This window comes from Verrucomicrobiia bacterium (assembly GCA_036405135.1).
In the GTDB taxonomy this organism is placed as follows: domain Bacteria; phylum Verrucomicrobiota; class Verrucomicrobiia; order Limisphaerales; family JAEYXS01; genus JAEYXS01.
The window spans coordinates 106,014-130,512 of sequence record DASWYF010000020.1; the positions used below are offsets into that span (position 1 = coordinate 106,014).

The following is a 24,499-nucleotide window of genomic DNA, read 5'->3' on the forward strand; positions in this document are numbered from 1 at the left end:
TGCCGGGCACTCTGATTTGCCCGGCCTCCGCTGTCAAATGGCTTAAAACACAGGGGCCACAGGCTGTATGCCCGCGTCCTTCGCGATTGGCAGAAACGCTGCCAAGTCATTCACCAGCGGGAAATCCACTCCGTTCACGAAAAGATTCTTCACCAGCTCTGGCGTTTCGGCGTGGTAATAATTCACCCGCACACCATTCGCTTTTAACAATCGCACTTGTTCGGCGGAGACTTCCCCCTTTCCTAACAATTGGATAAACCCCGCTTTCATCGCGATCGTCTGCTGCACATAATCCAAGCTATTCGCCTGGCGATCCATATTGCAGATGAGAATGTCCCGCTCCACCTCTCGTGCAGCTTTTGCCGCCTCACCACCACACGCCATGAATGCCTGATGTTGCCGCTTGGCTCGCACAATCGCTTTCGCCACCGCTGCGCCGAGCGCAGCACCGCCTTTCAAGTGACAGTTCAACCACACATTGCGCGGCATCATCTCCAGCGTTTCCTCAAAAGTAGGGATGCGTGTTCCAGTAAACCGCACGTCCTTTTTCACACCCGCATCCAATGCTCGCAATTCCTTGAAGGCCAGCTCTGTCACCTTGCCCTTGCCGTTTGTGGTGCGATCCACCGTGGCATCATGCATCAGCACCAGCTCACCATCACGCGAGAGCTGCACATCGAACTCGATCATCTGTGCGCCCAGCCGGATCGCCTCCTGAAACGCCGGGATCGTATTCTCCGGATGCGTCGCCATCGCTCCACGATGCGCACACAACCCGCGCTGCGGCATTGCGATTTCCGATCCGAGGGATTTGCTCCACGAAGCAGTCGCCGTGAAAGCCCCCAACGCAGTTAGAAACGTGCGCCGGGGAAAACGTAAGGAGTCTCGGAACATGAGATCGATTTTGCCTCGCGAGAGAATCTCCCGACAAGCAAAACCGCTTCACCTCTCATCCCTCGCCCCTGGCTTTACCCGTGCAGCTTGCGCAGCACCATCGCGTTGTAGCTCCGCGTCACGCCTTCTTGCGATTTCACCTTCAACGAGCCCTTCACGATCTCGATCACCACACCCGCGATGCCGTTGATCTCCACATGCGCACCGAACGTGCATTGCGGATAATCTTCGCGGCCCATGTAATCCCGGAGCGGCTTTACTGGCGCGCTGAAGTCCGGTTGCTCGATCACATTGCGCGGTGGCGCATTCACTACCGGCGCTGGCGTCGGCTGCTTGTAAGTCGGCCGTGAGGGACGTTCCTCCTGCTTCGGTTGCGGGCCGTAAACGCGTTTCAGCACATTCGCATTGAACCGTTGCGCCACACCATGGCGTGGCTTCACTTTGAATGATTTGTCCACCAGTTCCACCACGATGCCTGTGAACCCGCCGATCTCCAGGTGCTCACCCAGCAGACACTTAGGATAATCTTCCCGCGTGATGAACTCCGTGATCGGTCGCGCAGCCGTGAGATACTTCTCCTCGGATACCACGATCTCCGCCTCCGTCTCCTCGGTTTCTTCATCGTCCTGATCATCGCGGGAAGCAGTGTTGCTATCGCTTGCGCCGTAGGAAGACGTGGAACGTTCTGGCTCTGGCGCGGGTGCCGGGCGCTGTGCTGGAGCGTAAAGTTTGCGCAACACATGGCCGTTATAACTCTGCACAGAACCATCCTGTGCCTTGACCTTCAGCGACTGGTTCACGATCTCGATGACGATGCCCGGACGACCGCCGATCTCGATCAGCTCGCCCAACGCGCTTTTGGGAAAGTCCGGCTGGACCACCAGCTCGGTGATGTCCCGGGGCGTGCCCGCATACTTGCTGGCATCCACCGTGGGCTTGTTAGGCGCCGCTGCTGGTGTGCTTGCGACATTTTCTTCCGTTTCGTTACGATTATCCGCGTTGTTTGGCAACTGCATGAGCCCGCCATCTTTACTGGCTGTGCGCGGGAATGCGAAAGGTTTTTTTGTGAAAATATTTTTCCACCCGATTTCGCAGCCGCTTGGGGGAAGAGGCGCAGCGAGCTTCAAAGGGGGAGTCCGTTTGTATTGAGCTGACTGCCATCCGATCTGGCCACCCACCGGACTGGGGGCATAGTCTCTTCATCTGAAAACTTGAAACTCCCTCCCCGCCGCCTACCCTTGCCCGTTCATGAGTCAAACGAGCGCACCTAAAGCAGCGAAATGGCCTTTTCTGATGGCCGATCTGGTCCTTCTCGCCGTTGCCGGCCTTATCATCCAGCGCGGCCACTATCCTTTGGAGCCTTTCGAGCTCGCCGGTGTCGTTGCTTGCGGTGTCGTCGGCGCTTGGTGTCTTATCCAGCCCTTCCTGCGGGAATACGAGGCTGTTGTCCGGTTTGCGGAGTCTGATTCTCTTACCTCCGTGGTCGAGCAGACGCATAACCTGGAAAAAGTCGCCCAAGACATCGCCTCGGCGCAAAACTTTTTGCAGACCGCCCAGTTGGAGAACCAGAAGGCCACCGAGGCTGCCCGGGCAATCGGTGACCGCATGACTGCCGAGGCCAAGCAATTCGCCGAGTTCATGAAGTCGGCGAACGATACGGAAAAAGGCCATCTGCGCCTGGAGGTCGAGAAACTACGCCGCTCTGAAGGGGATTGGCTGCAGGTCGTTGTCCGTATGCTGGATCACACTTTTGCCATCCATCATGCGGCTGTGCTCTCCGGCCAACGTGGCCTGGTCGAGCAAATGACGCAGTTCCAGCTTGCGCTGCGCGATGCCGCCCGCCGGGTGGGTGTGGTGGCCTACGGTGCCCAGGCGGGAGAAGCCTTCGACGCGCAGAAGCATCACCCAGCCGATGGCAAAGTCCCCGAGGGGCCGGCGCAGGTCGCCGAGGCCACGGCCCCCGGTTATACGTTCCAAGGGCGGCTCGTCCGTCCGGCATTGGTGGTCTTGGCAAAACCGCAAACCGGACCGGATCCGGTTGCTGAAACAGTTTCTGGACAGGAACCGAGCTTGCTTTAGAGCGGTTTTGAAAAATGCTTCTGGAAATTTAATGATCCCCGCTTCTGCTGGGCAGTTCTTTTGTTACCTGCCAGAGAGCGTGAAACTATCCCGTCATTGCTCGTTTAGTGACGGATTCTTGCGTGCCAAAAACTTTTGGGCTGATTCCAGTTGTGAGGTGGTGCCCAAGACAAGCACCTGATCGCCTGCACGCAGTTCTTCATCCGCTTCCGGATTGATGATCGGCGTGCCGTTACGATCGATACCTACGATGCTTGCGCCGGTTTCCTTGCGGAGACCGGTTTCGCGGATGAGCTTGCCGACTGCAATGGTGCCTTCGGTCAGGGTGATCGCCTGTAGATCGGCATCGCGGAGGAGGTTCGGCTTGGGTGCCGGTTCAGGCGGGTGACGTTCCACCGGTGTCTGGTTCAGTGTTTCGTGCAGGGCATACTGTGCCTTGGAGTAGATGCGGATGGCGGAACGCCAGAGCAAGAAGCCCAGCAACCCGGCCACCACCAGCAGTGCCAGGAAGATACGGAACGGCGGCAATAGCGGCGCGCTCAAGGTCAGTCCCAGCAGGAACAGGCCGATGAGTCCGCCGAAGGGGATGCCTTGAGCGACGATGCTGCGGATGGCTTCCGTGCGCGCACCTGCTTTGGCTTCCTTCACTTTCAAATCGGCGATGAGCAGTCCCAGTGCTTGCAGCTTGCGGAACGCTGCGATGAACAAGGGCAAGGCGACGATCACCGCGATGATCCATAGCGCTGATTTGTAGGCGGCATCATCCTGCAACATGCCTGGCAGCCATTCCGGCTGCGTGCGGCCAAAAAATGCCGCAGTGATGAACACCGCGCAGATGAGCGCCACGTTCAGGAACACTTGCAGCATCCATTTCTGGATAAACTTTCGCGCGAGGCTGTCCTTGCGTGTTTCACCGAGCTGGCCCGCCCACTTCGTGTAGATCTCCAGCGTATCCAGGAATGGTTTGGGTGCCTTGCGATCAAACCACCGCACCGCACCATCCGTGCTCTTGATCAGGTAAGGCGTCGTCAGCGTAGTGATGGCAGACACCGCCACGGCGATGGGGTAGAGGAAGTCGCTCGTCACCTTCAGGGTCAAACCAAGGGCGGCGATGATGAACGAGAACTCACCGATCTGCGCCAGACCCATGCCGACCCGCAAGGAGGTGCGGACATCGTTACCGGCGGCAAATGTGCCCAAGCCGCAACTGATCACCTTGCCCACGATCACCAGCACGCTGATGATGATGATCGGCAGGGCATACGTCACCAGCATCTTGGGATCGATGAGCAGGCCGATGGACACGAAGAAGATGGCGCTGAACATGTCGCGGATCGGCTCCATGAGATGCTCGATCTTGTGGATCTCCCGTGCTTCTGAGATGAGTGCGCCGATCACGAATGCGCCCAAGGCGACGCTGTAACCGAGTTTCGCCGCCAGCAGGGAGAAGCCGAAGCACAGGGCCAACGCGGTGATGAGCAACATCTCGTTGCTCTTGAACTTCGCGACATAACCCAACAAACGCGGCACGGCGATGAGGCCGAGCACGAGCGCGGTGACGAGGAAGATGGAGAGCTTGCCCACCGTCATGCTCACTTCACCCAAGGTCAACGAGCCCGTCATGGCGATACCGGAGAGCAGCGCCAGCATGACGATGGCCAGGATGTCCTCGATGATGAGGATGCCGAAGATCATCCCGGCGAACTTCTCCTTCGCCAGGCCCATCTCGTTCAGAGCTTTGATGATGATGGTGGTGGAGGAGATAGAGAGCATGGCACCGAGGAACAAGCTGTCCATGTGGCTCCAGCCGAACATCCGCCCGAGCTGATAACCTGCACCGACCATGAGGATGATCTCCAATCCCGCACCGAACAAAGCGGTGACGCCCACTTCTTTGAGCTTCCGCAGGTTGAATTCCATGCCGAGCGAGAACATGAGCAGGATGATGCCCAGTTCCGACATGTTCTTGATGTTGTGTTCATCATGGATGAACTCGAAGGGCGGCGTATGCGGGCCGATGATGACACCGGCCAAAATATACCCGAGCACCACCGGTTGTTTCAGACGGTGAAATAAAACGGTGACCAATCCGGCGACGATCATCACCACGGCCAGATCCTGCAAATATGTTATCCCATGCATACGGCTTGCCCTTTCAAAATGTCCTGCTGTTTCACTCAACCGGACCAAGCCCGGTTATTCTCGCATCTTTTTTGTTTCTGTTCGCGAAAAAACGCCGACCTTTCAATCCGTCAGGCTTGTGCCGGTCCGGTCTGCGTTTGGACCGGCACAAGTTTGGAATCACTACACAGCTCCGGCTGCGAGTCTGGCGGAGTTTGCCAGCGCACGAATGAATGCGCTGTTACAATCCGCCCGAGGATTTTCTAATCCTCTTTACGGCTATAGTACCGGAAAATCACCACACCAAAGATGATGATAAAGGTCCACAGCACCCATGCGATCGATTTGCCTGCCATAGTCCAGGTTTAAAAATCCGTCAGGTTGCGGTTGAGGAAGGTTTGGCCTTCCAGGACTGCGGCGAGTGGGTGGCGGATAAAATCCGCACTCTTGCCGCCTGAATGAGTTGGATCAGGCCGGGGATGGGCTGCGTGGGTGCGGCGCCGCGCGCAGGAGAAACTGCCAGGTACGTGCGAGCATCGCGGGAGCCAGACCGGGTGCATCGGACTGGAGGTGAGTGAAACGGGCCGGTTCCGTCCGGTCGCGCAAGATCAGATTGGTCGGGCCGTCGGTCTGGGGGGTGCTGGCGCGGGAGACGGAGGTGCGGAACTGTTGTGCGGGGAAGATGGCCGTTGCCGGTTCTTCATCGGCAATGGCTGTGTTCAGAAAGGACAGGGTGTTGCCAGTCTGGCGGCCGAGCCGGTACCAGCGGTGCGAGTGCGCGAAGAAGCTGGATGAAAGCCAGAGGGCGATCACCAGCAGGACACCAGCTGTCTTGATACCACGCACTGTCACCAGAATGCGTGTGGCAGGAAGGGGAGGGCAACCCTCAATTACCAAGGTGCATGAAATATTTTGCGGGGCTGTGGTATTTTTGTGAGCCGCAGTCCAAATTCTAAGGGTCCAATTATCCACCCTGCCAGAACGTCTGGCAGTTGCCTGCTATACAAACGGGCCTGATTTGTAGCCGCTTTCCAGTTGCCTCTTGCATTGGTCTGCAGCCACCCTAGCTATGAAATAAAAAGAGAGACCGGAAGAAGACAAAGGAGACAACGTTATGATCATTCCAGCGAACTGGAAGCTGCCCGATTCCATCAAGACCCGTTTGGGCCAGGCCTCATACGGGCGTCAACGCGCCATCATTGAGGAAGGGCATGTGCTGGTGGTGTTGCACCGCCCGCCTGATTCCGAGCAGAGCCACCGTGAAGGCGTGTTGTATTGGCGCAGTCCGGCCGGTGAATGGCAGACCAGCGTGGGCGGTCCCGGTATGGGTGTGCTGAAGACGCATGTGCAGATGTACGCGGATCTCGAGGCCAAACTGGCCAAGGATTATGATCATGCTATGAGTGCGGGGGAACTCTTCGACCTGATCGAAACGCTCACGCCGCTTTCCCGCGCAGCGCGGAACATGCATCAGGCGTTGCAGAACGCACGTGAAGCGGTGAAGGGGGATACCGCGATGATCGACGTCCGCGACCTTGCGTATGAAGTGGACCGCAATCTGGACATCCTCTTGCAAGACGTGCGCAACGCCATTGATTACAAGATCGCGCGTGAATCAGAAGAGCAGGCGCGTCTGAGCAAGGAAGCGCTGCACGCGAGCCATCGCTTGAACATGCTGGCGGCGCTGTTCCTGCCGTTGACCGCCATCACGAGCCTCTTCGGCATGAACTTTCATACCGGCTGGGAATCGAACAGCCCCCTGATGTTCTGGTTGGCACTGGGTGCTGGCATAGGACTGGGGGTGCTGATGATGAGTTGGGTGCTGAGCGGACCCGGGGATCGGAGGGAAAGGTGAGGCACAGCGAAAGTGATTCCTTTCTTTGACTCCCTCCCGGTTTGATGAAAAATTGACCGCATCAAATGCGATTGATCGGATCCATCGAGGGCGAGCGTGAGGCTGCTCTTTTCAGTGATTACCTGTTCGTGCGTGGTATCGAAAACCAGGTCGAACGGGAGGGGAACAAGTTTGAAGTCTGGGTGCTGGCGGATGAACAGATGGTGGAAGCCGCGAACCTGCTCCAGAATTTCAAAGCGAACCCGGCTGCTCCCGAATACGCCAAGGCGCCGGAAGCGGCGCGCAAAAAACAGGCGCAGCGGGAAGAGGAGGAGGCTGCTGCCGCTGACCGCACATTTTCCAGCCGCGAAGTGCTGACGCGTGAGCGCAGTACTCCGGTGGTGATCACGGCACTGTTGATCGCCATCTCCATCTGCGTGGCGCTTTTGTCCAGTTTCGGCGATAATCGTGCTGCCATCCAAGGCTGGTACATCGCCCAGTTCATGTCCGGGCCGGAGGAATACTATCTGCCGAAAGGCATGCCGGAGGTGATGCAGGGGGAGGTGTGGCGAGTTTTCACACCCATGTTCATCCACTACGGCGTGGTGCATCTGTTTTTCAACATGTACTGGCTTTTTTATCTGGGCGGCATGATCGAGCGGGCCAAAGGGCATGTCTATTTCGGCATCCTTGTGCTGGTGTCGGCGGCGTTATCCAATATGGCGCAGTATTACATCGCCATTCCCGGCTTCAGCCAGGGTTTGCCTTCTTTCGGTGGCATGTCCGGGGTGAATTATGCGCTCTTCGGTTTTTGCTGGATGAAGTCGAAGTATGATTTCGCCTCCGGCATAGCCTTGCATCCCAGCACGGTGGCGACGATGCTCATCTGGTTCGCCATCTGTTTCACCGGCATCCTCCCCATCGCCAACATGGCGCACACCATCGGCCTGGTGGTGGGTGTGATCTGGGGGGTGGCTTCAGCCCGGCACAGCTTGCGGAGGTGAGGCTGGGGTGACGGGAACGGGCGGCGATCGCGTGCCACTGAAATGCGCTAAATTTGAGACGGCGTGGGCGGATGGCGGTTCTGGCACATGCCAGCCTTTACCTCGAGAGCCAGACCGGCTTCACTCCACTGATCACAGAGAATATTTTAGCGGACCAAACCAAGCGATGACATCTCAGCAGCCCATCACTGTGCGGTTTGATCAGGATCTGACGGTCACCAATCATCTGGGTGAGCAGATGAATTTCCCCGCTGGCTCCCTGCTGCACGGCACATTGTTCCTGACGCCGTACGATGGGCCGCTGGGTGTCAGGGAGTTTCAGAATCCTCAATTCATTGATGTAAACTTCGAGTTTCAGCATAAGGAGAAAGGCAGCATTTATCGCGGTCTGCTGACGCCATGTGACTTATGGCCTGTGTCAGGTGCAACGGTTCAGACGGATGTTCCGGGGTTCACTCCAGAGGTGGGACCGGTTGATGGTTTGCTGGATCACCGGGAGGAGTGGAGATGCATACTGCTCGATGGTAGCCATCATGGATTTTTGTTGAAGTATATCGGCTGTTCTTTTTCGCTTATGATCGTGGATGACAGTGTCTTGGTCCGCTGCCGCTACTATGATCCCACCGTTGGGGAAGATCTGACCATTTTCTATACCAAGAAATTCGTTGAGATGCTGTTTCTAAAAGCGCCCCGGCTTTATCTTGATGACGCCGACGCGATCGAGGACTTTCTGCCTCACGGTGAGAGTTATGTATCCATTGAGCAATGACTGGCCGTGGAAGCGCATGCTCGCGATTTATGCTGCCTTGTTTTTCCGTCTCGAACGGGGCAAGCTGACAGCGTCCCTGCAATGAAAACTCTCCTCGCTCTCCTCATCTCCGTTTGTTGGACCGCTTCTGCCCTGGCTCAAGGGCTCAAGCCCACCGCGCAAAACATTTCCTATGCCGGTGAAACGCATCATGAACGCCAGGTCTTGGACATCTATGCGCCGAAAGAGGCGAAGAACCTTCCCGTCATCTTCTGGATTCATGGTGGCGGGTGGCAGGGCGGCGACAAGACCAGCGTGCAATTGAAACCCCAGGCGTTTGTGGGAAAAGGGTTCGTCTTCGTCTCCACGAATTACCGTCTGCTGCCGCAGGTGGAGATGGACGTCATCATCCGCGATGTCGCGAAGTCCCTTGCGTGGACGCAGCGGAACATCGCCAAGCACGGTGGTGATCCACAACGGATCTTCGTGATGGGCCATTCCGCTGGTGCGCAACTCGCCGCCATCCTCTGCACGGATGATCGTTACCTGAAAGCGGAGAATGTTGCTCTCACCAACATCAAAGGCTGCGTGCCGGTGGATGGGGACACCTACGACATCCCCGCCATGATCGAGACCGCTGAGACGCGCAACCGTGTCCATGGCTTGCCGCAACCGAAATACGGTCACCGCCTGAAATTCGGCGACGATCCGGCGAAGCATATCGACTACTCCGCCGTCACCCACATCGCACCCGGCAAGAGCATCCCGCCCTTCCTCATCCTCTACGTGGCCGATCACCCGGACAACGCCGCCCAAGCCATCCGCCTGAACACCAAACTCACCGAGGCAAAGATCACGTCCAAAGCCTATGGCGTGAAAGAAACCAACCACACCCGCATCAATGCCAATCTAGGCGTGGCCGATGATCCGGCAACGATGGAATTGCTTGCTTTCGTGCAGAAAGTGTTGGCGCAGGTAGCGGAGAAATAATGATATGCCTTCAGCATCAGCAGGTGCGCTTCACAGGGCGCGTTTCGACACTGCCCCGCACAGACTGAGGAAAGTGAACGGGGAGGCACGGCATCCCCTCACCCCGGCCCTCTCGCCGAAGCTCGGCGTGTCTATGAGGGGAGAGGGAGACCATTGGGCCGCGTTGAAAGTTTTTTGCGCGCCGAATACGCGCCATGATTTTAAGGTCCAGTCAGGGATCGAGAGGACTCTCGCCCAACCATGTTGATGGATTGAAAATTTATGAAAGAGCAACCGCTGAAATTGTTGATACTGGGGGCGCATCCGGATGATGCGGAGTTTCGCGCGGGTGGCATCGCGGCCATCTACCGGGCGCTGGGGCATACGGTGAAGATGGTCTCGGTGACGGATGGCGGCTCGGGGCATCATGCGATGAAGCGGCCGGAGTTGATCGCGCGGCGTAAGAATGAAGCGGCCAAGGCGGCGGCGATCATCGGGGCGCAGCATGAGGTGTGGGAGTTTCCGGATGGTTTTCTGCAGCCGACGTTGGAGGTGCGTGAGCGGATCATTCGCGAGATTCGCACGTTCGCGCCGGATCTAGTGCTGACGCATCGGCCGGATGATTATCACCCGGATCATCGGGCGGTGGGGCATGCGGTGCGGGATGCTTCTTATCTGGTGACTGTTCCGCTCGTAGTGCCTGAGGTGCCGATCCTTCGACGCGATCCCGTGGTGGCGTATCTTTACGATCATTTCACCAAGCCGTATCCGTTTCAGGTGGATGCGGTGGTGGATGTGACTCCACACATCGACAAGATCCTCGCGATGCTCGGCGCGCATGCCTCGCAGTTCTTCGAGTGGCTGCCGTTCAACCGTCGCGAGATGGATGCGGTGCCGGATGATCCCGCGGTGCGGGCGAAGATCGTGAGTGATTTTTATCACGAGCGCGCGCATCACCTCGCGCAGAAGTATCAGGAGCAGGTGGTGGCGAAGTATGGCGCAGAGGCTGCGAAGAAGATCGAGTGGGTGGAGGTGTTTGAGATCAGCGAATATGCGTCGGCGCTGAGCCCGGCGATGCGGGAGAGGTTGTTTCCGTGAAAAGTGGAGAACAACTTTGCGGCTGAAAGTTTCCTTTCCCCTCACCCCGGCCCTCTCCCTTGGGGCTGAGCATTACCCACCAGTCTATAAAGCGAGAATGAACAAGACTGAGGACAGGGAGAGCTGTGTTTTTCGGCGGCCGGTTTCATTTGAGAGGTCGGCGGTGAAGGCCAAAGTCAGGGCAAAGCGGCAGCTTTGCCCCACCTTGATAAGGGGCTTCAGGCTGTTTTGGATGCCGTCTTCCTTGTATAACCACTTGTGGGTAATGCTCAGCCCTTGGGGGAGAGGGAGTCAACATTTCCCGCATTGTGACGTTTTGTTGCGGTTATCAAATCAGTGTTGCAATGCGATTCAAACGCGTTTGAAATCTATTTGATCATGAAGAAACAAACTTTGATTTTGGCTTTGGCATTGGGGTTCACGCTCAACGGATGGGCGGCGGAGTTGAAGACGAAGAGTGATTGGAATGTGACTGGGCATGTGCCGCGGGAGAAGTTCATCTTGCAGAGTCATCGCGGGGCGGGGGTGCTGGCGCCGGAGAATACGATTGAGGCGTTTGAGCTGGGGTGGAAGCTCGGCACCTACCCTGAGGCGGACATCCGTACGACGAAGGATGGAGTGATCGTGGCTTTTCATGATGCGAATTTCAAACGGGTGGTGAAGGGGGCGGATGCGGAGCTCCAGAAGAAGGGCGTGGAGCACGTGACGTTTGAGGAGTTATCCAAGCTGGATGTGGGGGCGTGGCATGGGGAGGATTTCAAGGGGCGCAAGGTGAAGCGCATCGCGGAAGTTTTCCAAGCGATGCAGGGGAAGCCAGAGCGGCATCTTTATTTGGATATTAAGCAGGTGGATTTGAAAAAGCTGGCTGATGAGGTGAATGCGGCGAAGGTGTCCGCACAAGTGGTGCTGGCGTCACCCAAACCCGAAGTGATCCGTGAATGGAAATCTTACGTGCCGCAGTCGGATACGCTCTTGTGGATGGGCGGGGATGAGAAGACGTTGCGGGCGCGGGTGGAGAAGTTGAAGGAGGAGAATTTTGCAGGGATCACGCAGGTGCAGATCCACATCCGCCTGAACACGGACAAGGCGAATCCGAATCCGTTCACGCTCTCGAATGATTTCATTTTGGAGCTGGGCAAGGAATTGCGTGCGCGGAAGATCGTTTATCAGGCGCTCCCGTGGACGGATGACAAGACGGTGTATGCGACGTTGCTGGACTTGGGGCTGATGGCGTTCGCGACGGATTATCCGGATGCGACGCAGAAGGAGATCGGGGCGTATTATGAGCGGAAGAAGAAGTGAGGAAGGTTTTTAGCCACGGATGGGGGAAGAGATTTTTGACAGGATTAACACGGAAGGAGTTTGAAGTTTTCAGTGTTCAGTTTTCAGTGGGAACGGCGCAAAGATGGCCACAAAGAAGCGCAGAAGGCACAAAACAACGGGGAAGAATTAGGGGGAAAGGCAGCTTCAAATATTAAGTTACGTAGATTGGGTTTTGTGGATGTTCTTGAGGGTGAATTGGTTGGGTTTTTGCTGCAAATTTTAGCGAAAAGTGGTGGTTTTCTTGCGGGTTTTGTGGGATAGATTTTAGTGCTGGCAGCTCGCTGCTGGTAAAGGAAGGGCTGCAAGCCGGTTACGTGTTTCGGGTTTTAAGTTTCGAGTTAGGGACACGGAAGGCTGAAATCCCCGCTGAGTGATTCGGTGGAATCGTTTTGGCAATTCCTTATGGAGTCATCATGGAGACGTGGTGCGGGTGAGAACCTTCGGGTGAGCCTTGACGAAAAGAGTTTGGGCATCGCGGCAGCGATTGCCCCACCATATCTCTGGTAGGATCTGTGGGTGTGTCGGGCGTGTGGATTGGGGCTCGTAAGCTGGAGGGGGAAAGGGACGTCGGTGAAGAATAAAGCCGGGGAATCTTGAATACTCACTGCGGAACCAGCCGGGTCATCAGGCATACGCTGAATCTGAAGTTCCAATCGTAGGGACGGAGGAATCGATAGCTCGCAGGGGTCGGATGGTTTCATTGCTCTTTGACATAGTTCCTTTTAAGGAATGCAGAATTAAGAAGGCGGAATGAAGAAATGGGGGCACCCTCATCCTCAATCCTTCTCCCGGCCGAAGTTCGGCTGCCAAGGGAGAAGGAAGATTGGGAAAAGTGCGCTCGTTAGCTTCTAACCATCTTCGGCTGCATTCTTTGGTGGAGTGGCTGGCGAGGGTTGGGTTTGGGAGGTTGAGGCCGGAGGCTAGAGTGCCGTAGCACAGGATGCCTTGAACGGGTTGCCGGGCGGAGCAAACCAAGCAGAAAGCCACTTCGGGGGAATGGTAGTTGCACTACGGGCCTATAGTTAAGAGGAGATAGTGTTGAGAGTTGAGTGAGGGGAAAACATCTAACATTGAAAGGAAGGTTAGTTATAGCCTCCTTGCGTCGGCTAAGGAGGGGCGGCCCGCTGAGGACAGCGAACACTACCTTAAAGTCTGTTCCGCTTAGTTAACTCGGCGGCGGTTGCGGGTTGGGGTGGAGGTTGGAAACGGGGATTGCCATGTGGGCAATCTGTCATTAGTATGTCGCATGTTTGGCTGGCAATTTGTTCCGCGCCAAGGCTTAGGCTGCATGTGCGGGATAGGGAAAAGGGACCACGCCAGGCGTTTATTGATACCCGACTGAGCGCATTTAACCGTCATGGCTGCCACATTGACTGAGAGCGAGAAAGCTCAACTCGAACAGACCATCGACATGTTCGAGGTCATCACGCAGTCCCAGCCGCAGGACTATCAGTCGCTGGAGATCCTCAAGGAAGCTTACATCAAGCTGAACCGTGAGAAGGATATGATCAATACGGCGAAGCGGATCGCTTCGGCGTATGTGCAGCTGGGCCAGCTTTCTTCGGCCATTCTCGAGTACGAGAGCATCTTGCAGAAGTATCCGGATGATCCGGATGTGCAGAAGGCGCTGGCGGAGATCGAGAATCGTGCCACGAACCTTTCCGCCGCTCCTGCCATGGAAGTGGTGGAGACGAAGGCGCCGACCGGCCAGACGCAGTTCATGCAGAAGCCGGGCGCGGGTCCGGGTGCCGCCGAACTGGAGGATGGCAAGGCGATGATGCGGAAGATCTTCGTGGACGGTAAGCTGGTGAATGCGGGTGACTTCGACATGTATTGGAACACCCCGGCGGACAAAGATCCGGCACAGACGATCGAGCCGTTCATCCAGGTCATCGCGGACAAGGGTTTGCTGCCCATCGAGCAGTCATTGAAGATCATCACGGAGCGTGCGCGGCTGGCTTACATGCCGCTGGATAAATATGACGTGGATATGGAACTGGCGCGGAGTTTCCCGAAAGGGACTTGCCGCCGCTGGTGCGTGGTGCCGATCGACCGCATGAGCAAAACGGTGATCGTGGCGACGACGAACCCCTTCAACAAACAGGCGGCTGCCGAACTGGAGAAGGCGACGAATTACCGGCTCTTGTGGTATATCGCTCCGCCAGCGGACCTGGTGAAAGTCTTGAAACGCGTGTTCCGCTAAACCACTTGAATAATTAACGTATGCCTCCCGTAAAATCATTTGGTGAACGTATCGCCGATGCGCTGGTGGAAGATGGCGTGCTGACGAGCAAGCAGGTTGAGGAGCTCCTCGAATTGCAGAAGAAGGAGGGCACGCGCCTGCTGAAATTGCTCATCGACAAGTCGTATGTGAGCGAGACGGATATGACCGTCTGCATGGGACGTGTGCTGAACACGCCGCCAGTGAACCTGCCGCGTATCGGCATCCACCCGGAAGTCGCGCTGCTGATCCCGAAAGAGGTGGCGACGAATCATAAGGTGATCCCGGTTTCACGTCTGGAAGGAAAACTCTTCCTGGCGATGGCGGACCCGCTGAACGTGCTGGCGCTGGACGACGTGAAGCGCATCACGAAGCTGGAAGTCCTGCCGATGATCGCCTCGGAAAAGGCGATCCTGGACAAGCTGAACAACCTGGAAACCAACCGGGCGAGCATGGAAGACATCATCCAGGAGGCCGATAAACAGGCCGAACTGGAGGCGGAGGCCGATGGTGCCGAGCTGGTCGCGGATGCCACGGATGACTCGAATCCGGATGCCCTGGCTGCCGCTGGTGAAGAGGCGCCGGTGATCAAGCTGGCGAACCTGATCCTGGTGCAGGCGATCAAGGACAAGTCGAGCGATATCCATATCGAGCCTTTCGAGAAGATGGTGCGTCTGCGTTACCGCACGGACGGTGCGCTGACGGACATGCCGCCTCCGCCGAAGAACATGCAGATGGCGTTGAGTTCGCGTCTGAAGATCATGTCGAACCTGGACATCGCCGAGCGCCGGTTGCCGCAAGACGGTCGTATGCGCATGAAGGTGGCGGGTCGCGACATCGACTTGCGCGTATCCTTCCTGCCGGTGGTGCATGGTGAGAAGATCGTGTTGCGCGTGTTGGACAAGTCCAACTTGTCCGCGAGCATGGACAAGCTGGGCCTGGATCCGGACAGCTTCAAGCGTATGAAATCCGCGGTGGATGCACCGCACGGTTTGATCCTGGTGACGGGCCCGACGGGTTCCGGCAAGACGACGACGCTTTACTCCTGCCTGAATGAGCTGAACAACCCGGAGTATAACATCATCACGTGCGAAGACCCGGTGGAGTTCCAGATCCCGGGCATCAACCAGGTGCCGATCAAAAAGGAGATCGGGTTGACCTTCGCTGCGGCATTACGCTCGATTCTGCGCCAGGACCCGGACATCATCATGATCGGTGAGATCCGTGACGAGGAGACGTGCGAGATCGCCGTGGAAGCGGCGCTCACGGGTCACCAGGTGTTGAGCACCATGCACTGTAACGACGCGCCGGGCGCCGTGACGCGTATGGATGACATGGGCATGGCACCGTTCTTGATCTCGTCCTCGGTGATCCTGGCGTGCGCGCAACGTCTGATGCGCCGCATCTGCCCGGTGTGCAAAGAGCCGATCCAGTATCCGCCCAAGATGTTCGAGGATCTGGGCATCGATCCAAGCTTCTTCGGGTCAACGCCCATCTTCAAGGGCCGTGGTTGCGACCGTTGCAAGAACACGGGTTACGCCGGCCGTTGTGCCATCATCGAGATCATGACAGTGACTGATGAGGTGCGGAAGATGATCCTCAAGCGTTCTTCCGGCATGGAGATCGCCGCCGTGGCGGTGAAGGAAGGCATGAAGAACCTGCGCGCGGTGGCCTTGGACAAGGTGAAGGAGGGCGTATCCACACTTGAGCAGGCGTTGGCGCTCACGATGGGTGGACACTAGTGTCCTGAGCGCAAGAGGAGCGCATGAAACGCGTCCTATTCGTGGATCATGTGGACCGGGTCCAGGGTGGAGCAGAGCTGAATATCATCGAGCTGCTTACCAAGTCCCCGTTCCCTCGCGAATGGCGCGTGGCCTGTGCCTGTCCCGATACCAGCCCGCTCTACAACGCGCTCAAGAACGCTGGCATCGAGTGCTTCGATTACCGCATACCTGCAGCATTGAGCGAGGCGCGGTTCGTGGATCGCGGTTTTCCTCTCAAGCGTTTGATGAAATGGCCGGCAGCGTTGCGTGAAGCACGCTGGCAGTTGCACACCATCATCGGACAGTTCAAGCCGGATGTATTGATCACCTGCACGAACAAGGATCACTTCGTGGCGGGCAATGCCTGCAAGCTGGTGAACTTGCCACATGTGTGGTGGGCGAATGACGCAGTCACGGGCGATTTTTTCTCCTGGCCTACGAGGAAGGCATTTGGCTGGTATGCGCGGAATGCGGGGCGATTGGTTGCGGTATCGGACTACTGCCGGGAAGCACTGACGAAATTGGGCATACCTCCGGAGAAAACGGTCACCATACATAACGGCATCCCGCAGCTCACGATCGATCCCAATCGCAGCGGGACATTGCGCGAGTTTTTCAATATACCGATGAGCGAGCTGCTCGTCGGTACAGCGGGAAGGTTCACACCTTGGAAGGGGCAGGAGCTTTTCCTGGAGCTGGCGCGGCGGTGGGTGGAGGATAATCGTCCGGGACACTTCATGCTGATCGGCCGCGCATTCAATGAAGAACAGGCGTTCGAGGAAAAGCTCAAGCAGTTCGTGGTGAAACACAAACTGGACGGGCGGGTGCACTTCGCTTCGTATCAGAGCAATCTTCCGGCCACGATGATGGAGCTGGATGCGTTCCTGCACACCTCGACACGGCCGGAACCATTTGGGCGAGTGCTTTTGGAAGCCATGCTCGCGCGGGTGCCGGTGATCGCAGCGAATGCCGGTGGCGTGCCTGAAATCATTTCTCATGGTGAACACGGATTGCTTGCCAGACCCGGTGATGTGCAGGATTACTTCAACCAGATGGCTCTGCTGGCCGCTTCGGAAGCGGAACGGCAGAAACTGGCGGCGGCGGGCCGTGAGCGGGTATTGAAGCAGTTCACGGTGAACCGGGTCAGCCAGCAGTTTGGCAAGTTGCTGAACGAACTTGTTACGCAATAACGGCACAGCCGCGCATGCGCTTGATTTTTGTAACACTGGGCTATCACCCCGACTCCGTCGGCGGGGCTTACCGCTATATCGCGGACCTCGCCGAACGGCTGGCGCAACGTGGGCATAAGGTCGCCGTCATCTACCCTGTCGCGAAAGATCAGTCGACGGCTCGCGACACTTTGAATGGTGTGGAGCGGTATCGGTATCCCGATGCAGAGGGCATGTTCTTCGCGAACTGGAATACGGAGAATCGCAATGTTCGCACACTCTGGCTTGAGGTCACGAAGTATGGTGCTGAGCCGTCCATCACCGTTCTGTGCCACGCGTTCTTCTCTCCCCTGCTGCATGTCAGCGGGCCGAACTCCGTGTTTCTCTTTACCGGCCCTTGGGCCGAGGAATATCGCTTCGCCCAGCAAGCGCGTGCCTTGGGTATGGGCCGCAAAGCGCTGGATGTCGTCATCCGCCGCACGATGCGCATCTCCGAAGGACAGGCGCTTCGCCGCTCGCGCGCCATCGCGACCATCAGCGAATATTACCTGCGCGAACTGCCGCGCTGGCATGGTGGCGGATTGCCGCCGGTGCGCGTGATCTTCGGAGGCGTGGATCTGCAACGCTTCCAACTGCCAGCAAATCGCGTCGCAGTCCGTGAGAAGTGGAAACTCGATGACCGCGATTTCCTTTTCCTTACGGTTCGCCGCCTCGATCCGCGCATGGGTCTCTCAAGTCTTATCCGCGCTTTTGCGTTGGTCGCGCTGAATCATCCTAATGCCCGTCTTTGGCTTGCGGGTAAAGGCCCCGATGCACCGCAACTTGAGGCGCTCGTCCGTGAGTCCCAGCTGGAGCATCATGTGAAGCTTCTCGGCTTCGTGCCGGAAGCAGACTTGCCTTCCCTCTACGCTGCAGCGGATTGCACGCTGATGCCCTCGCTCGATCTGGAGGGCTTCGGCCTGGCCACGGTGGAGTCACTCGCTTGCGGTACTCCTGTGATGGGCACGCGTTCGGGTGCTACTCCTGAATTGCTTGAGCCATTGGATGCGCAACTTCTCTTTGAACCGGGCGATGTCGCCGGACTCACGCGCAAGCTGGAGAAGGTCTTGCAACAACCTGGCGCTTTGCCTGATCGCGAGAAATGCCGGCGCTACGCGGAGGAACGGTTCTGCTGGGATTTGCCCGTGGAAAAGTTTGAGACGTTGCTTCGCCAGCTCTCCAACCCGGAGGGTGTGTGAAGATACTGGAATTGGGGAAATTCTATCCGCCCTATCGCGGCGGCATGGAGACGTTGCTGGAGTGCTGGTCGCGTGGATTCGTGCGACGTGGTGGCGAAGTGAATTGCGTGGTGGCGAACACGGCTTCGCAGACGGTCCATGAAGTGCTGGACGGAGTGAAAGTGCATCGGCTTGCCAGTCACGGTTCGCTGCTCTCCACGTCGCTTTGTCCCGCTTATCTCTCTGCTACCAAGACATACCCTTCGGATGTCTGGCAGGCACATTTTCCGAATCCGCTGGCTGATGTCGCCTGCTTGCGCGGCGATCCGAAGACACCCATGGTGCTCACGTATCACAGTGACATCATCCGCCAGTCCTCGGTGCTGAAGTTTTATCGTCCTATCCTCAAACGTCTGCTCGATCGGGCCGATGTCATCGTGGTGGCCACCCCGAACCATCTGAAGTATTCCCACACCTTGCCACCTTATGCGGCGAAGGTGGAGGTGATACCTTTCGGCATCGATCAAAGCCGTTTTCTCCACACCGATGCCGCCGAGCAGGAGGAAGTTGTTACGCTTCGGCAAAAAGCGCAAATGAGGCCGATTTTACTAAACATCGGCAGGCTGGTCGGCTATAAGGGGCAGAGCTATTTGGTGGATGCCATACAAGGCTTGGATGTTGAGGTGTGGTTCGCGGGTACCGGGCCGTTGCAAGCGGAGCTGGAGCAACAGGTCAGCCGTTTGGGTTTGCAGAATCGTGTGAAGTTTTGGGGCGGAGTGGATGATCGGAAACTCGCTACGCTGTTGAAGGCTTGTGATGTGTTTGTGTTCCCGTCCATCACACCGAACGAGGCCTTCGGCATCGTGCAGATCGAGGCCATGGCCTGCGCCAAGCCGATCATCTGCACTGATCTGCCCTCGGGTGTGCCTTGGGTGAACCAGCACAATGTCACCGGCTTGGTGGTGAAACCAAGTGATGTTCAGGATTTGCGAAACGGCATCAAACAGTTGATTGAGAATCCGGCTCTCGCCCGAAAGATGGGTGAGCAGGGCCGGCAACGGGCGGCGGTGGAGTTCACCGAGGACCGCATGATTGATCGCTATTGGGAATTGTTTCAGCGCCTGCGCCAACGCGCATGAACAACTTCAAGACATACCTCGCCGTTCTGGTGATGTCCGCGCTGGCCTCTTTTTTTTTGACGCCGCTGGCGAGGAAGCTGGCGTTCAAGTGGGGGGCGATCGACAAGCCTGATCCGCGCAAGGTGCATAAAGAGCCGATGCCGCGCCTGGGCGGGCTGGCCGTCTTCGGCGGTTTTTGTGCGCCATGGCTCGCCTTCTATCTGCTGGATAACCGCGTCACCGTCACCTTCCAGAACTATGAGAAACTCTTTCTCGCTCTCATGATCGCTGCGTCTCTGATGCTTCTGTTGGGAGTGGCGGATGATGTGAAAGGGTTGAACGCGAAGCAGAAGTTTTCCTTCCAGACGATGACCGCGCTTGCGTTGTATTTCGGCGGTTACCAGATCACGTTGCTCAGCAATCCCTTCGGCGGGTCCATCGCCTTGGGCTGGCTGGCGTTGCCGGTCTCGGTGCTGTGGATAGTCGGTGTGACCAATGCGATCAATCTGCTTGATGGCATCGACGGTCTTGCCACCGGTGTGACCGTTTGCATCGCGCTTTCACTGGCCGTCATCAACATCATGAATGACAATATCATGGTGGCGTTGCTGACGCTCTGCCTCGCAGGTTCCTGTCTTGGTTTCCTGCCGCATAACTTTTCGCCAGCCAAGATATTCCTCGGCGATTCCGGCAGCCTTTTCATCGGTCTGGTGCTGTCGGGCATCGGGATCATCTCCTTGTTCAAGGTGACCACGGCTGCCATCGTCATCGTGCCCGTGATGCTCTTTGGCATACCTCTCTTCGATACCACAGCAGTTTTTTTTGGCCGGCTGATGCGTGGCGATCCACTTTTCAAGGCGGATAAAACGCATCTGCACCACCGTCTACTGCACATGGGCATGGATCATCGCCAGGCGTCCTTGTTGCTTTATGCGGTTTCGGCAGCGCTGGGCGGGGTGGCCATCTATGTGAACGTTTACCATTCGCCTCGCACGGTCCTCATCGCCAGCGCCTTGGTGGCGTTGCTGGCCATCTATGTGCTTTTCACCCTGCGCGATCTGGACAAGCCCAAGGACAAATCCTGACATGCTTCCACTGGAATCTGCCATAGAGCGTATCCTTGCCTGCATCCAGCCGTTGCCCGTGGAGCCGGTCGCTTTGTCCCGGGCGAGCGGCCGGGTGTTGCGCACTGCTGCCATCTCCGTCACCGATCTGCCTGCCTTTGATAATTCCGCCATGGACGGCTATGCCGTGAAGGCCGCCGAGACGGAAGGGGCGTCTCCTGAAAATTTGAAATGGCTGAAACTTGTCGGCCAGATCGCGGCGGGTGAACCGGCGAACTGCTCCACGGTGTCAGGCACCGCTGTTCGCATCTTCACCGGATCCATGATGCCTGAAGGCGCTGACTCTGTGGTGATGCAGGAGGACACCCTTAGCCTGCCTGGGCGACCTGGTGAAGTGGCGGTCAAAGAGGGGGTGAAACCATGGGAAAATGTGCGTTTCCGCGGCGAAGATGTGAAGCAAGGCCGCGCCGTGGTGAGTGCCGGCACACGTCTCTCTGCTCAACATATCGCCGTCATAGCTGCCAGTGGCATCGCCCAACTGCAAGTCACCCGCCAGCCAGTCGTCGGGTTACTCGCCACGGGCAGTGAACTTGTTGAAGCAGGCCAGCCGCTCAAGCCCGGCCAGATATACGAGAGCAATCGCCTGATGCTTGCCTCACTGCTCGCCACATGGGGTGTGAGGACGGTCATCTATCCCATCGTGGAAGATACCTTGGAAGCCACGCAGGCTGCTTTGCAGAAAGCTTTTTCTGAATGCGATGCCGTGGTCACCTCGGGTGGTGTTTCCGTAGGTGGATTCGACTTCGTGAAAGACGCTTTCACATCGCTCGGCGGCAAGCTGGATTTCTGGCGCGTAGCAATCAAACCCGGCAAACCGTTTGTCTTCGGAGAATGGAATGATCGCTTCCTGTTCGGCCTGCCGGGTAATCCTGTCTCCGCTTTCGTTACGGCGGCGCTTCTGATGCGTCCGGCTTTGCTGCGCTTGCAAGGCGTCAGCGATACTGCGCTACCGCTGATCCATGCCACCTTGGCTGAGCCGGTCACGAACCGCGGAGACCGCCGCCATTTCGTCCGTGTGACATTGGATTCATCCGGCCACGTACGCCTGGCTGGCACACAAGCATCACATCAACTTCATTCCCTGGCTGCGGCGAACGCATTGTTGGATGTCCCGCCAGAAACCACTTTGCCTGCCGGTGCGGGAGTGAAGATTTCTTTGCTTTGAACGGTAAACAGAACGGGTAGAGGGTTACCCCGTTGTGGCTTCTTCATCTCGGCGTTTCGGCCAGGGTTTACGGTCATCCCATGGCTGAAAACTCGAGATTTATTCCTCCACTATACTCCTGATCTCGCCCTTCTTCACCCGCGTCTTCAACTTCTGCCCCGACTTCACCCTCCCCGCATCCCGCACGATCGCGCCGGACTCTGCATCCGTCGTGATTGAATACCCGCGCTGCAAAACATTATCCGGCCCCAACAAACGCAACGTGCTCTGCGCCTGCTTCAACCGCGCTTCCAACCGCTCCACCTGATGCCGCGCCAGCTCATGCAACCGCCGCTCCGCCTGCGTCACCACCTCGCGACGCACCTTCACCTGCGCTGCCGGACGCACCTGTTGAAACCGTTGGAGCACTCGCGACAGCCGGTTCTGATGCTCCCGCAACTGCACCCGCGCACAACGCACCAGTGACATCTGCAAATCATCCAACCGCTGCAACGCCTCGTTCAACTTGCGCCGCGGATGCATCCGCGCCAGACGACTCGCCAACGCATCGAGATTGTCGAGCTGCTCATCCAGCCGACGTCGCACCAGTTGCTTCAACCGGTGATTCGATTTCAGCACGAACTCCCGCGCCAGCACCGCCTCCGCCGTGATGATCTCCGCCGCCGCACTCGGCGTGGCCGCGCGGAAATCCGCCACAAAATCGCTGATCGTGAAATCGATCTCATGCCCCACCGCCGAGATCACCGGCAGATAACTCTCAAAGATCGCGCGCGCCACCGGCTCCTCATTGAACGCCCACAAATCCTCCAAGCTCCCGCCGCCACGCGTCACTAAAATCAGATCTAACCGTTTGCCCTCCGGTTGCGCCGCATTCCACGAGTTCAGCAACTCTATCGCACACGCGATCTCCTGCGCCGCCCCAGCTCCTTGCACGCGACATGATGCCAGCATGATCTCCAAACCCGGATCACGCCGCATGATCACATGCATCACATCCCGTATCGCCGCCCCCGTCGCGGACGTTACAATCCCGATCCGCTGCGGAAATCTCGGCAACGCCCGTTTCCGCTCTTGTGCGAACAATCCCTCCGCTGCCAGCTTCTGCTTCAACTTCTCGAACTGCACCTGAAGCGCACCGATGCCCTGCAACTCCACCGCCGTCACACGCAACTGATACTGCCCGCGTGGCTCATACACCGTCAGATCACCGTTTAGCACCACCTTCTGCCCATCCCGCAAAGAATCCCGCACATCCAACGCCTCACCCCGGAACAACACGCAACTCAACTGCGCCGCCGCATCCTTCAACGTGAAATAGACATGCCCGGAACTTTGCGCCCGCAGATTCGTGATCTCCCCCGTCACCCAGATCTGCCCGATCTGCTTTTGCAACGTCCGTTTGATCTCCCCCGTCAGCTCCGCCACCGTCAAAACCTTACGCGTCGCCTCCTTCGGGAAAAGCTCCCCGAAGTCCCACTGCGATGACCCTTTGCGACTCATTCAATTCGTTAGACATATTGAAGCGACTGATGCAGAAAACGCGAGCGGGAAAACTCCTTCATCGTGCAAGACGTGAGTTTATCGTCCCTTGCGGGTATAACGTGACCGTTGATGGTGCATCAGAATACCGAAAACTTCCCTCTCATCTTTGATATTAGGTGTGATGAGGTAGAATGTGTTTGTTGCGGCTTCCCGCATTTCCTTGTCAGGATCCCAAAAGAATTTTTTAACGTCCGGAGAATGGACCGCAGCATTAGTTTCGAACGATCCTAACAGCCATAACGCCTCGGGCCGATATACCGTGTTTGTCGATTGAGCAAAGGACATCAGCACGGCCATGGCATTGGTATTCCTTTTATCCACAGTCCCAAAGTCGACTGCGGCCTGATAGCGAACCTCATCGGAAGTCGATTGGAGCAGTTTTTGCAAATGCGGCTTCATACTATCCTTGCTTCCACCCGTTTTCAAAATGACCCTGACGGCATCGAGTACCACTTCGTCGTCCCGATGAGATAGAAAGCGCGTGAAGTTGGTCTCCGCCACATTGGATTTCTCAACGATTTGTTGAAAGAGATGCAGTATGAAATCCCGCACTCTCTCATCTTGACTGTCCAGATATTTGAGCAACTCAACTTGCGGCCACGGAATTCTTTCTTGATCCATCTTCCAACTCCTGGACAAAAGTGCCCGGCAGGCTGTTTGGCGAACCCCGGGAGATTCGTTGCCCAGAAAATTCACAACCTTCAAGATGTCGGGCTCGGTCTCAAGCAGTTCTTCTAAAAGAAAACGGGCCCGTTCGCGCCGCCGCACATCAACCAGCGGTTGAACTGTCTCAGACCTTAGAAATTCTGGCAGGTTCGGATAAACAGAGATGTATTTGGTCCGAAGATAACCATCCTTTATCTCCATCTCCGCGATTAATTGCAGATAAACATTGGTATTGAGCCGTCGGAAGCGCTCGGGAGCTTTGTAAGTAGGAAGTAGACCCCTATCCATGAGTTTGACAATATCCGCATACTGCTCTGGCGGCGGATTCCTTTCTTTTTCCTCGATAAAGCACAACCAGCCGCTCAGCAGCAGAATACTGCCGAGCAAAATCAGCCGAAAATGTTGCTCACGACTCCTCATGAAATCTGAAAGATTGAAAGCGAA

At 57.0% G+C, this 24,499-nt stretch carries 21 protein-coding genes; 15 read left to right on the plus strand and 6 right to left on the minus strand.

The features are described 5' to 3' along the window. Nucleotides 1–42: 42 nt before the first annotated feature. Complete coding sequence (locus VGH19_09050; protein HEY1171502.1) at nucleotides 43–789, minus strand: glycerophosphodiester phosphodiesterase family protein; 747 nt, start codon at nucleotides 787–789, stop codon at nucleotides 43–45. A 179-nt stretch (nucleotides 790–968) separates the two neighbouring features. Next, nucleotides 969–1,910, minus strand: a complete 942-nt coding sequence (locus tag VGH19_09055) for a hypothetical protein (protein ID HEY1171503.1) — start codon at nucleotides 1,908–1,910, stop codon at nucleotides 969–971. 232 nt (nucleotides 1,911–2,142) lie between these two features. Between VGH19_09055 and grpE the strand changes: the two genes are divergently transcribed. Then, on the plus strand, nucleotides 2,143–2,973 hold the full coding sequence (grpE, locus tag VGH19_09060; protein ID HEY1171504.1) for a nucleotide exchange factor GrpE: 831 nt from the start codon (nucleotides 2,143–2,145) through the stop codon (nucleotides 2,971–2,973). 93 nt (nucleotides 2,974–3,066) lie between these two features. Here the strand turns inward: grpE and VGH19_09065 are convergent, their stop codons facing one another. Both VGH19_09065 and VGH19_09070 read right to left on the minus strand, forming a co-directional pair. Beyond that, nucleotides 3,067–5,115: a cation:proton antiporter gene (locus VGH19_09065; GenBank protein HEY1171505.1), complete on the minus strand. Its 2,049-nt coding sequence runs from the start codon at nucleotides 5,113–5,115 to the stop codon at nucleotides 3,067–3,069. Between the two features lie 447 nt (nucleotides 5,116–5,562). Beyond that, nucleotides 5,563–5,940 (minus strand): hypothetical protein, encoded by a 378-nt coding sequence (locus VGH19_09070; GenBank protein ID HEY1171506.1) that lies wholly within the window; start codon nucleotides 5,938–5,940, stop codon nucleotides 5,563–5,565. A gap of 268 nt (nucleotides 5,941–6,208) precedes the next feature. Here VGH19_09070 and VGH19_09075 point away from each other — a divergent pair, with 268 nt between their 5' ends. The 14 genes from VGH19_09075 to glp all read left to right on the plus strand — a co-directional run bounded on the left by VGH19_09075 (nucleotide 6,209) and on the right by glp (nucleotide 21,847). Then, the gene (locus VGH19_09075) at nucleotides 6,209–6,949 is read left to right on the plus strand and encodes a CorA family divalent cation transporter (protein ID HEY1171507.1); all 741 of its coding nucleotides are present in this window, start codon (nucleotides 6,209–6,211) and stop codon (nucleotides 6,947–6,949) included. A gap of 65 nt (nucleotides 6,950–7,014) precedes the next feature. Next, nucleotides 7,015–7,932, plus strand: coding sequence for a rhomboid family intramembrane serine protease (locus tag VGH19_09080; GenBank protein HEY1171508.1), 918 nt, complete (start codon nucleotides 7,015–7,017; stop codon nucleotides 7,930–7,932). A gap of 166 nt (nucleotides 7,933–8,098) precedes the next feature. Next, the gene (locus tag VGH19_09085; protein ID HEY1171509.1) at nucleotides 8,099–8,701 is read left to right on the plus strand and encodes a hypothetical protein; all 603 of its coding nucleotides are present in this window, start codon (nucleotides 8,099–8,101) and stop codon (nucleotides 8,699–8,701) included. 81 nt (nucleotides 8,702–8,782) lie between these two features. Then, the gene (locus VGH19_09090; protein HEY1171510.1) at nucleotides 8,783–9,670 is read left to right on the plus strand and encodes an alpha/beta hydrolase; all 888 of its coding nucleotides are present in this window, start codon (nucleotides 8,783–8,785) and stop codon (nucleotides 9,668–9,670) included. A gap of 261 nt (nucleotides 9,671–9,931) precedes the next feature. Next, on the plus strand, nucleotides 9,932–10,747 hold the full coding sequence (locus tag VGH19_09095) for a PIG-L deacetylase family protein (protein ID HEY1171511.1): 816 nt from the start codon (nucleotides 9,932–9,934) through the stop codon (nucleotides 10,745–10,747). A 378-nt stretch (nucleotides 10,748–11,125) separates the two neighbouring features. Continuing rightward, nucleotides 11,126–12,049, plus strand: a complete 924-nt coding sequence (locus VGH19_09100; protein HEY1171512.1) for a glycerophosphodiester phosphodiesterase family protein — start codon at nucleotides 11,126–11,128, stop codon at nucleotides 12,047–12,049. 60 nt (nucleotides 12,050–12,109) lie between these two features. Continuing rightward, nucleotides 12,110–12,331: a hypothetical protein gene (locus tag VGH19_09105; GenBank protein HEY1171513.1), complete on the plus strand. Its 222-nt coding sequence runs from the start codon at nucleotides 12,110–12,112 to the stop codon at nucleotides 12,329–12,331. Nucleotides 12,332–13,427: 1,096 nt separating this feature from the next. Next, nucleotides 13,428–14,273: a tetratricopeptide repeat protein gene (locus VGH19_09110; GenBank protein ID HEY1171514.1), complete on the plus strand. Its 846-nt coding sequence runs from the start codon at nucleotides 13,428–13,430 to the stop codon at nucleotides 14,271–14,273. A gap of 20 nt (nucleotides 14,274–14,293) precedes the next feature. Then, nucleotides 14,294–16,033, plus strand: a complete 1,740-nt coding sequence (locus tag VGH19_09115) for an ATPase, T2SS/T4P/T4SS family (GenBank protein ID HEY1171515.1) — start codon at nucleotides 14,294–14,296, stop codon at nucleotides 16,031–16,033. A 23-nt stretch (nucleotides 16,034–16,056) separates the two neighbouring features. After that, the gene (locus tag VGH19_09120) at nucleotides 16,057–17,244 is read left to right on the plus strand and encodes a glycosyltransferase family 4 protein (GenBank protein ID HEY1171516.1); all 1,188 of its coding nucleotides are present in this window, start codon (nucleotides 16,057–16,059) and stop codon (nucleotides 17,242–17,244) included. 14 nt (nucleotides 17,245–17,258) lie between these two features. Then, complete coding sequence (locus VGH19_09125) at nucleotides 17,259–18,461, plus strand: glycosyltransferase (protein ID HEY1171517.1); 1,203 nt, start codon at nucleotides 17,259–17,261, stop codon at nucleotides 18,459–18,461. After that, on the plus strand, nucleotides 18,458–19,579 hold the full coding sequence (locus VGH19_09130; protein ID HEY1171518.1) for a glycosyltransferase: 1,122 nt from the start codon (nucleotides 18,458–18,460) through the stop codon (nucleotides 19,577–19,579). Before VGH19_09125 ends, VGH19_09130 begins: the two co-directional genes overlap by 4 nt. After that, nucleotides 19,576–20,643, plus strand: coding sequence for an MraY family glycosyltransferase (locus tag VGH19_09135; GenBank protein HEY1171519.1), 1,068 nt, complete (start codon nucleotides 19,576–19,578; stop codon nucleotides 20,641–20,643). The genes VGH19_09130 and VGH19_09135 overlap by 4 nt, the downstream gene beginning before the upstream one ends. Nucleotide 20,644: 1 nt before the next feature. Beyond that, nucleotides 20,645–21,847 (plus strand): gephyrin-like molybdotransferase Glp, encoded by a 1,203-nt coding sequence (gene glp, locus VGH19_09140; protein HEY1171520.1) that lies wholly within the window; start codon nucleotides 20,645–20,647, stop codon nucleotides 21,845–21,847. A gap of 99 nt (nucleotides 21,848–21,946) precedes the next feature. On the opposite strand, the gene xseA is transcribed toward glp, so the two are convergent. Further along, nucleotides 21,947–23,347, minus strand: coding sequence for an exodeoxyribonuclease VII large subunit (gene xseA / locus VGH19_09145; GenBank protein ID HEY1171521.1), 1,401 nt, complete (start codon nucleotides 23,345–23,347; stop codon nucleotides 21,947–21,949). A 78-nt stretch (nucleotides 23,348–23,425) separates the two neighbouring features. Next, nucleotides 23,426–24,475, minus strand: a complete 1,050-nt coding sequence (locus VGH19_09150) for a HEAT repeat domain-containing protein (GenBank protein ID HEY1171522.1) — start codon at nucleotides 24,473–24,475, stop codon at nucleotides 23,426–23,428. Nucleotides 24,476–24,499: the final 24 nt, after the last annotated feature.

Coding starts and splice junctions, on each gene's coding strand:
- VGH19_09050 (HEY1171502.1), bottom strand. CDS start 789: ATGCCGCAGCGCGGGTTGTGTGCGCATCGTGGAGCGATGGCGACGCAT.
- VGH19_09055 (HEY1171503.1), bottom strand. CDS start 1,910: ATGCAGTTGCCAAACAACGCGGATAATCGTAACGAAACGGAAGAAAAT.
- grpE (HEY1171504.1), top strand. CDS start 2,143: ATGAGTCAAACGAGCGCACCTAAAGCAGCGAAATGGCCTTTTCTGATG.
- VGH19_09065 (HEY1171505.1), bottom strand. CDS start 5,115: ATGCATGGGATAACATATTTGCAGGATCTGGCCGTGGTGATGATCGTC.
- VGH19_09075 (HEY1171507.1), top strand. CDS start 6,209: ATGATCATTCCAGCGAACTGGAAGCTGCCCGATTCCATCAAGACCCGT.
- VGH19_09080 (HEY1171508.1), top strand. CDS start 7,015: ATGCGATTGATCGGATCCATCGAGGGCGAGCGTGAGGCTGCTCTTTTC.
- VGH19_09085 (HEY1171509.1), top strand. CDS start 8,099: ATGACATCTCAGCAGCCCATCACTGTGCGGTTTGATCAGGATCTGACG.
- VGH19_09090 (HEY1171510.1), top strand. CDS start 8,783: ATGAAAACTCTCCTCGCTCTCCTCATCTCCGTTTGTTGGACCGCTTCT.
- VGH19_09095 (HEY1171511.1), top strand. CDS start 9,932: ATGAAAGAGCAACCGCTGAAATTGTTGATACTGGGGGCGCATCCGGAT.
- VGH19_09100 (HEY1171512.1), top strand. CDS start 11,126: ATGAAGAAACAAACTTTGATTTTGGCTTTGGCATTGGGGTTCACGCTC.
- VGH19_09110 (HEY1171514.1), top strand. CDS start 13,428: ATGGCTGCCACATTGACTGAGAGCGAGAAAGCTCAACTCGAACAGACC.
- VGH19_09115 (HEY1171515.1), top strand. CDS start 14,294: ATGCCTCCCGTAAAATCATTTGGTGAACGTATCGCCGATGCGCTGGTG.
- VGH19_09120 (HEY1171516.1), top strand. CDS start 16,057: ATGAAACGCGTCCTATTCGTGGATCATGTGGACCGGGTCCAGGGTGGA.
- VGH19_09125 (HEY1171517.1), top strand. CDS start 17,259: ATGCGCTTGATTTTTGTAACACTGGGCTATCACCCCGACTCCGTCGGC.
- VGH19_09135 (HEY1171519.1), top strand. CDS start 19,576: ATGAACAACTTCAAGACATACCTCGCCGTTCTGGTGATGTCCGCGCTG.
- glp (HEY1171520.1), top strand. CDS start 20,645: ATGCTTCCACTGGAATCTGCCATAGAGCGTATCCTTGCCTGCATCCAG.
- xseA (HEY1171521.1), bottom strand. CDS start 23,347: ATGAGTCGCAAAGGGTCATCGCAGTGGGACTTCGGGGAGCTTTTCCCG.
- VGH19_09150 (HEY1171522.1), bottom strand. CDS start 24,475: ATGAGGAGTCGTGAGCAACATTTTCGGCTGATTTTGCTCGGCAGTATT.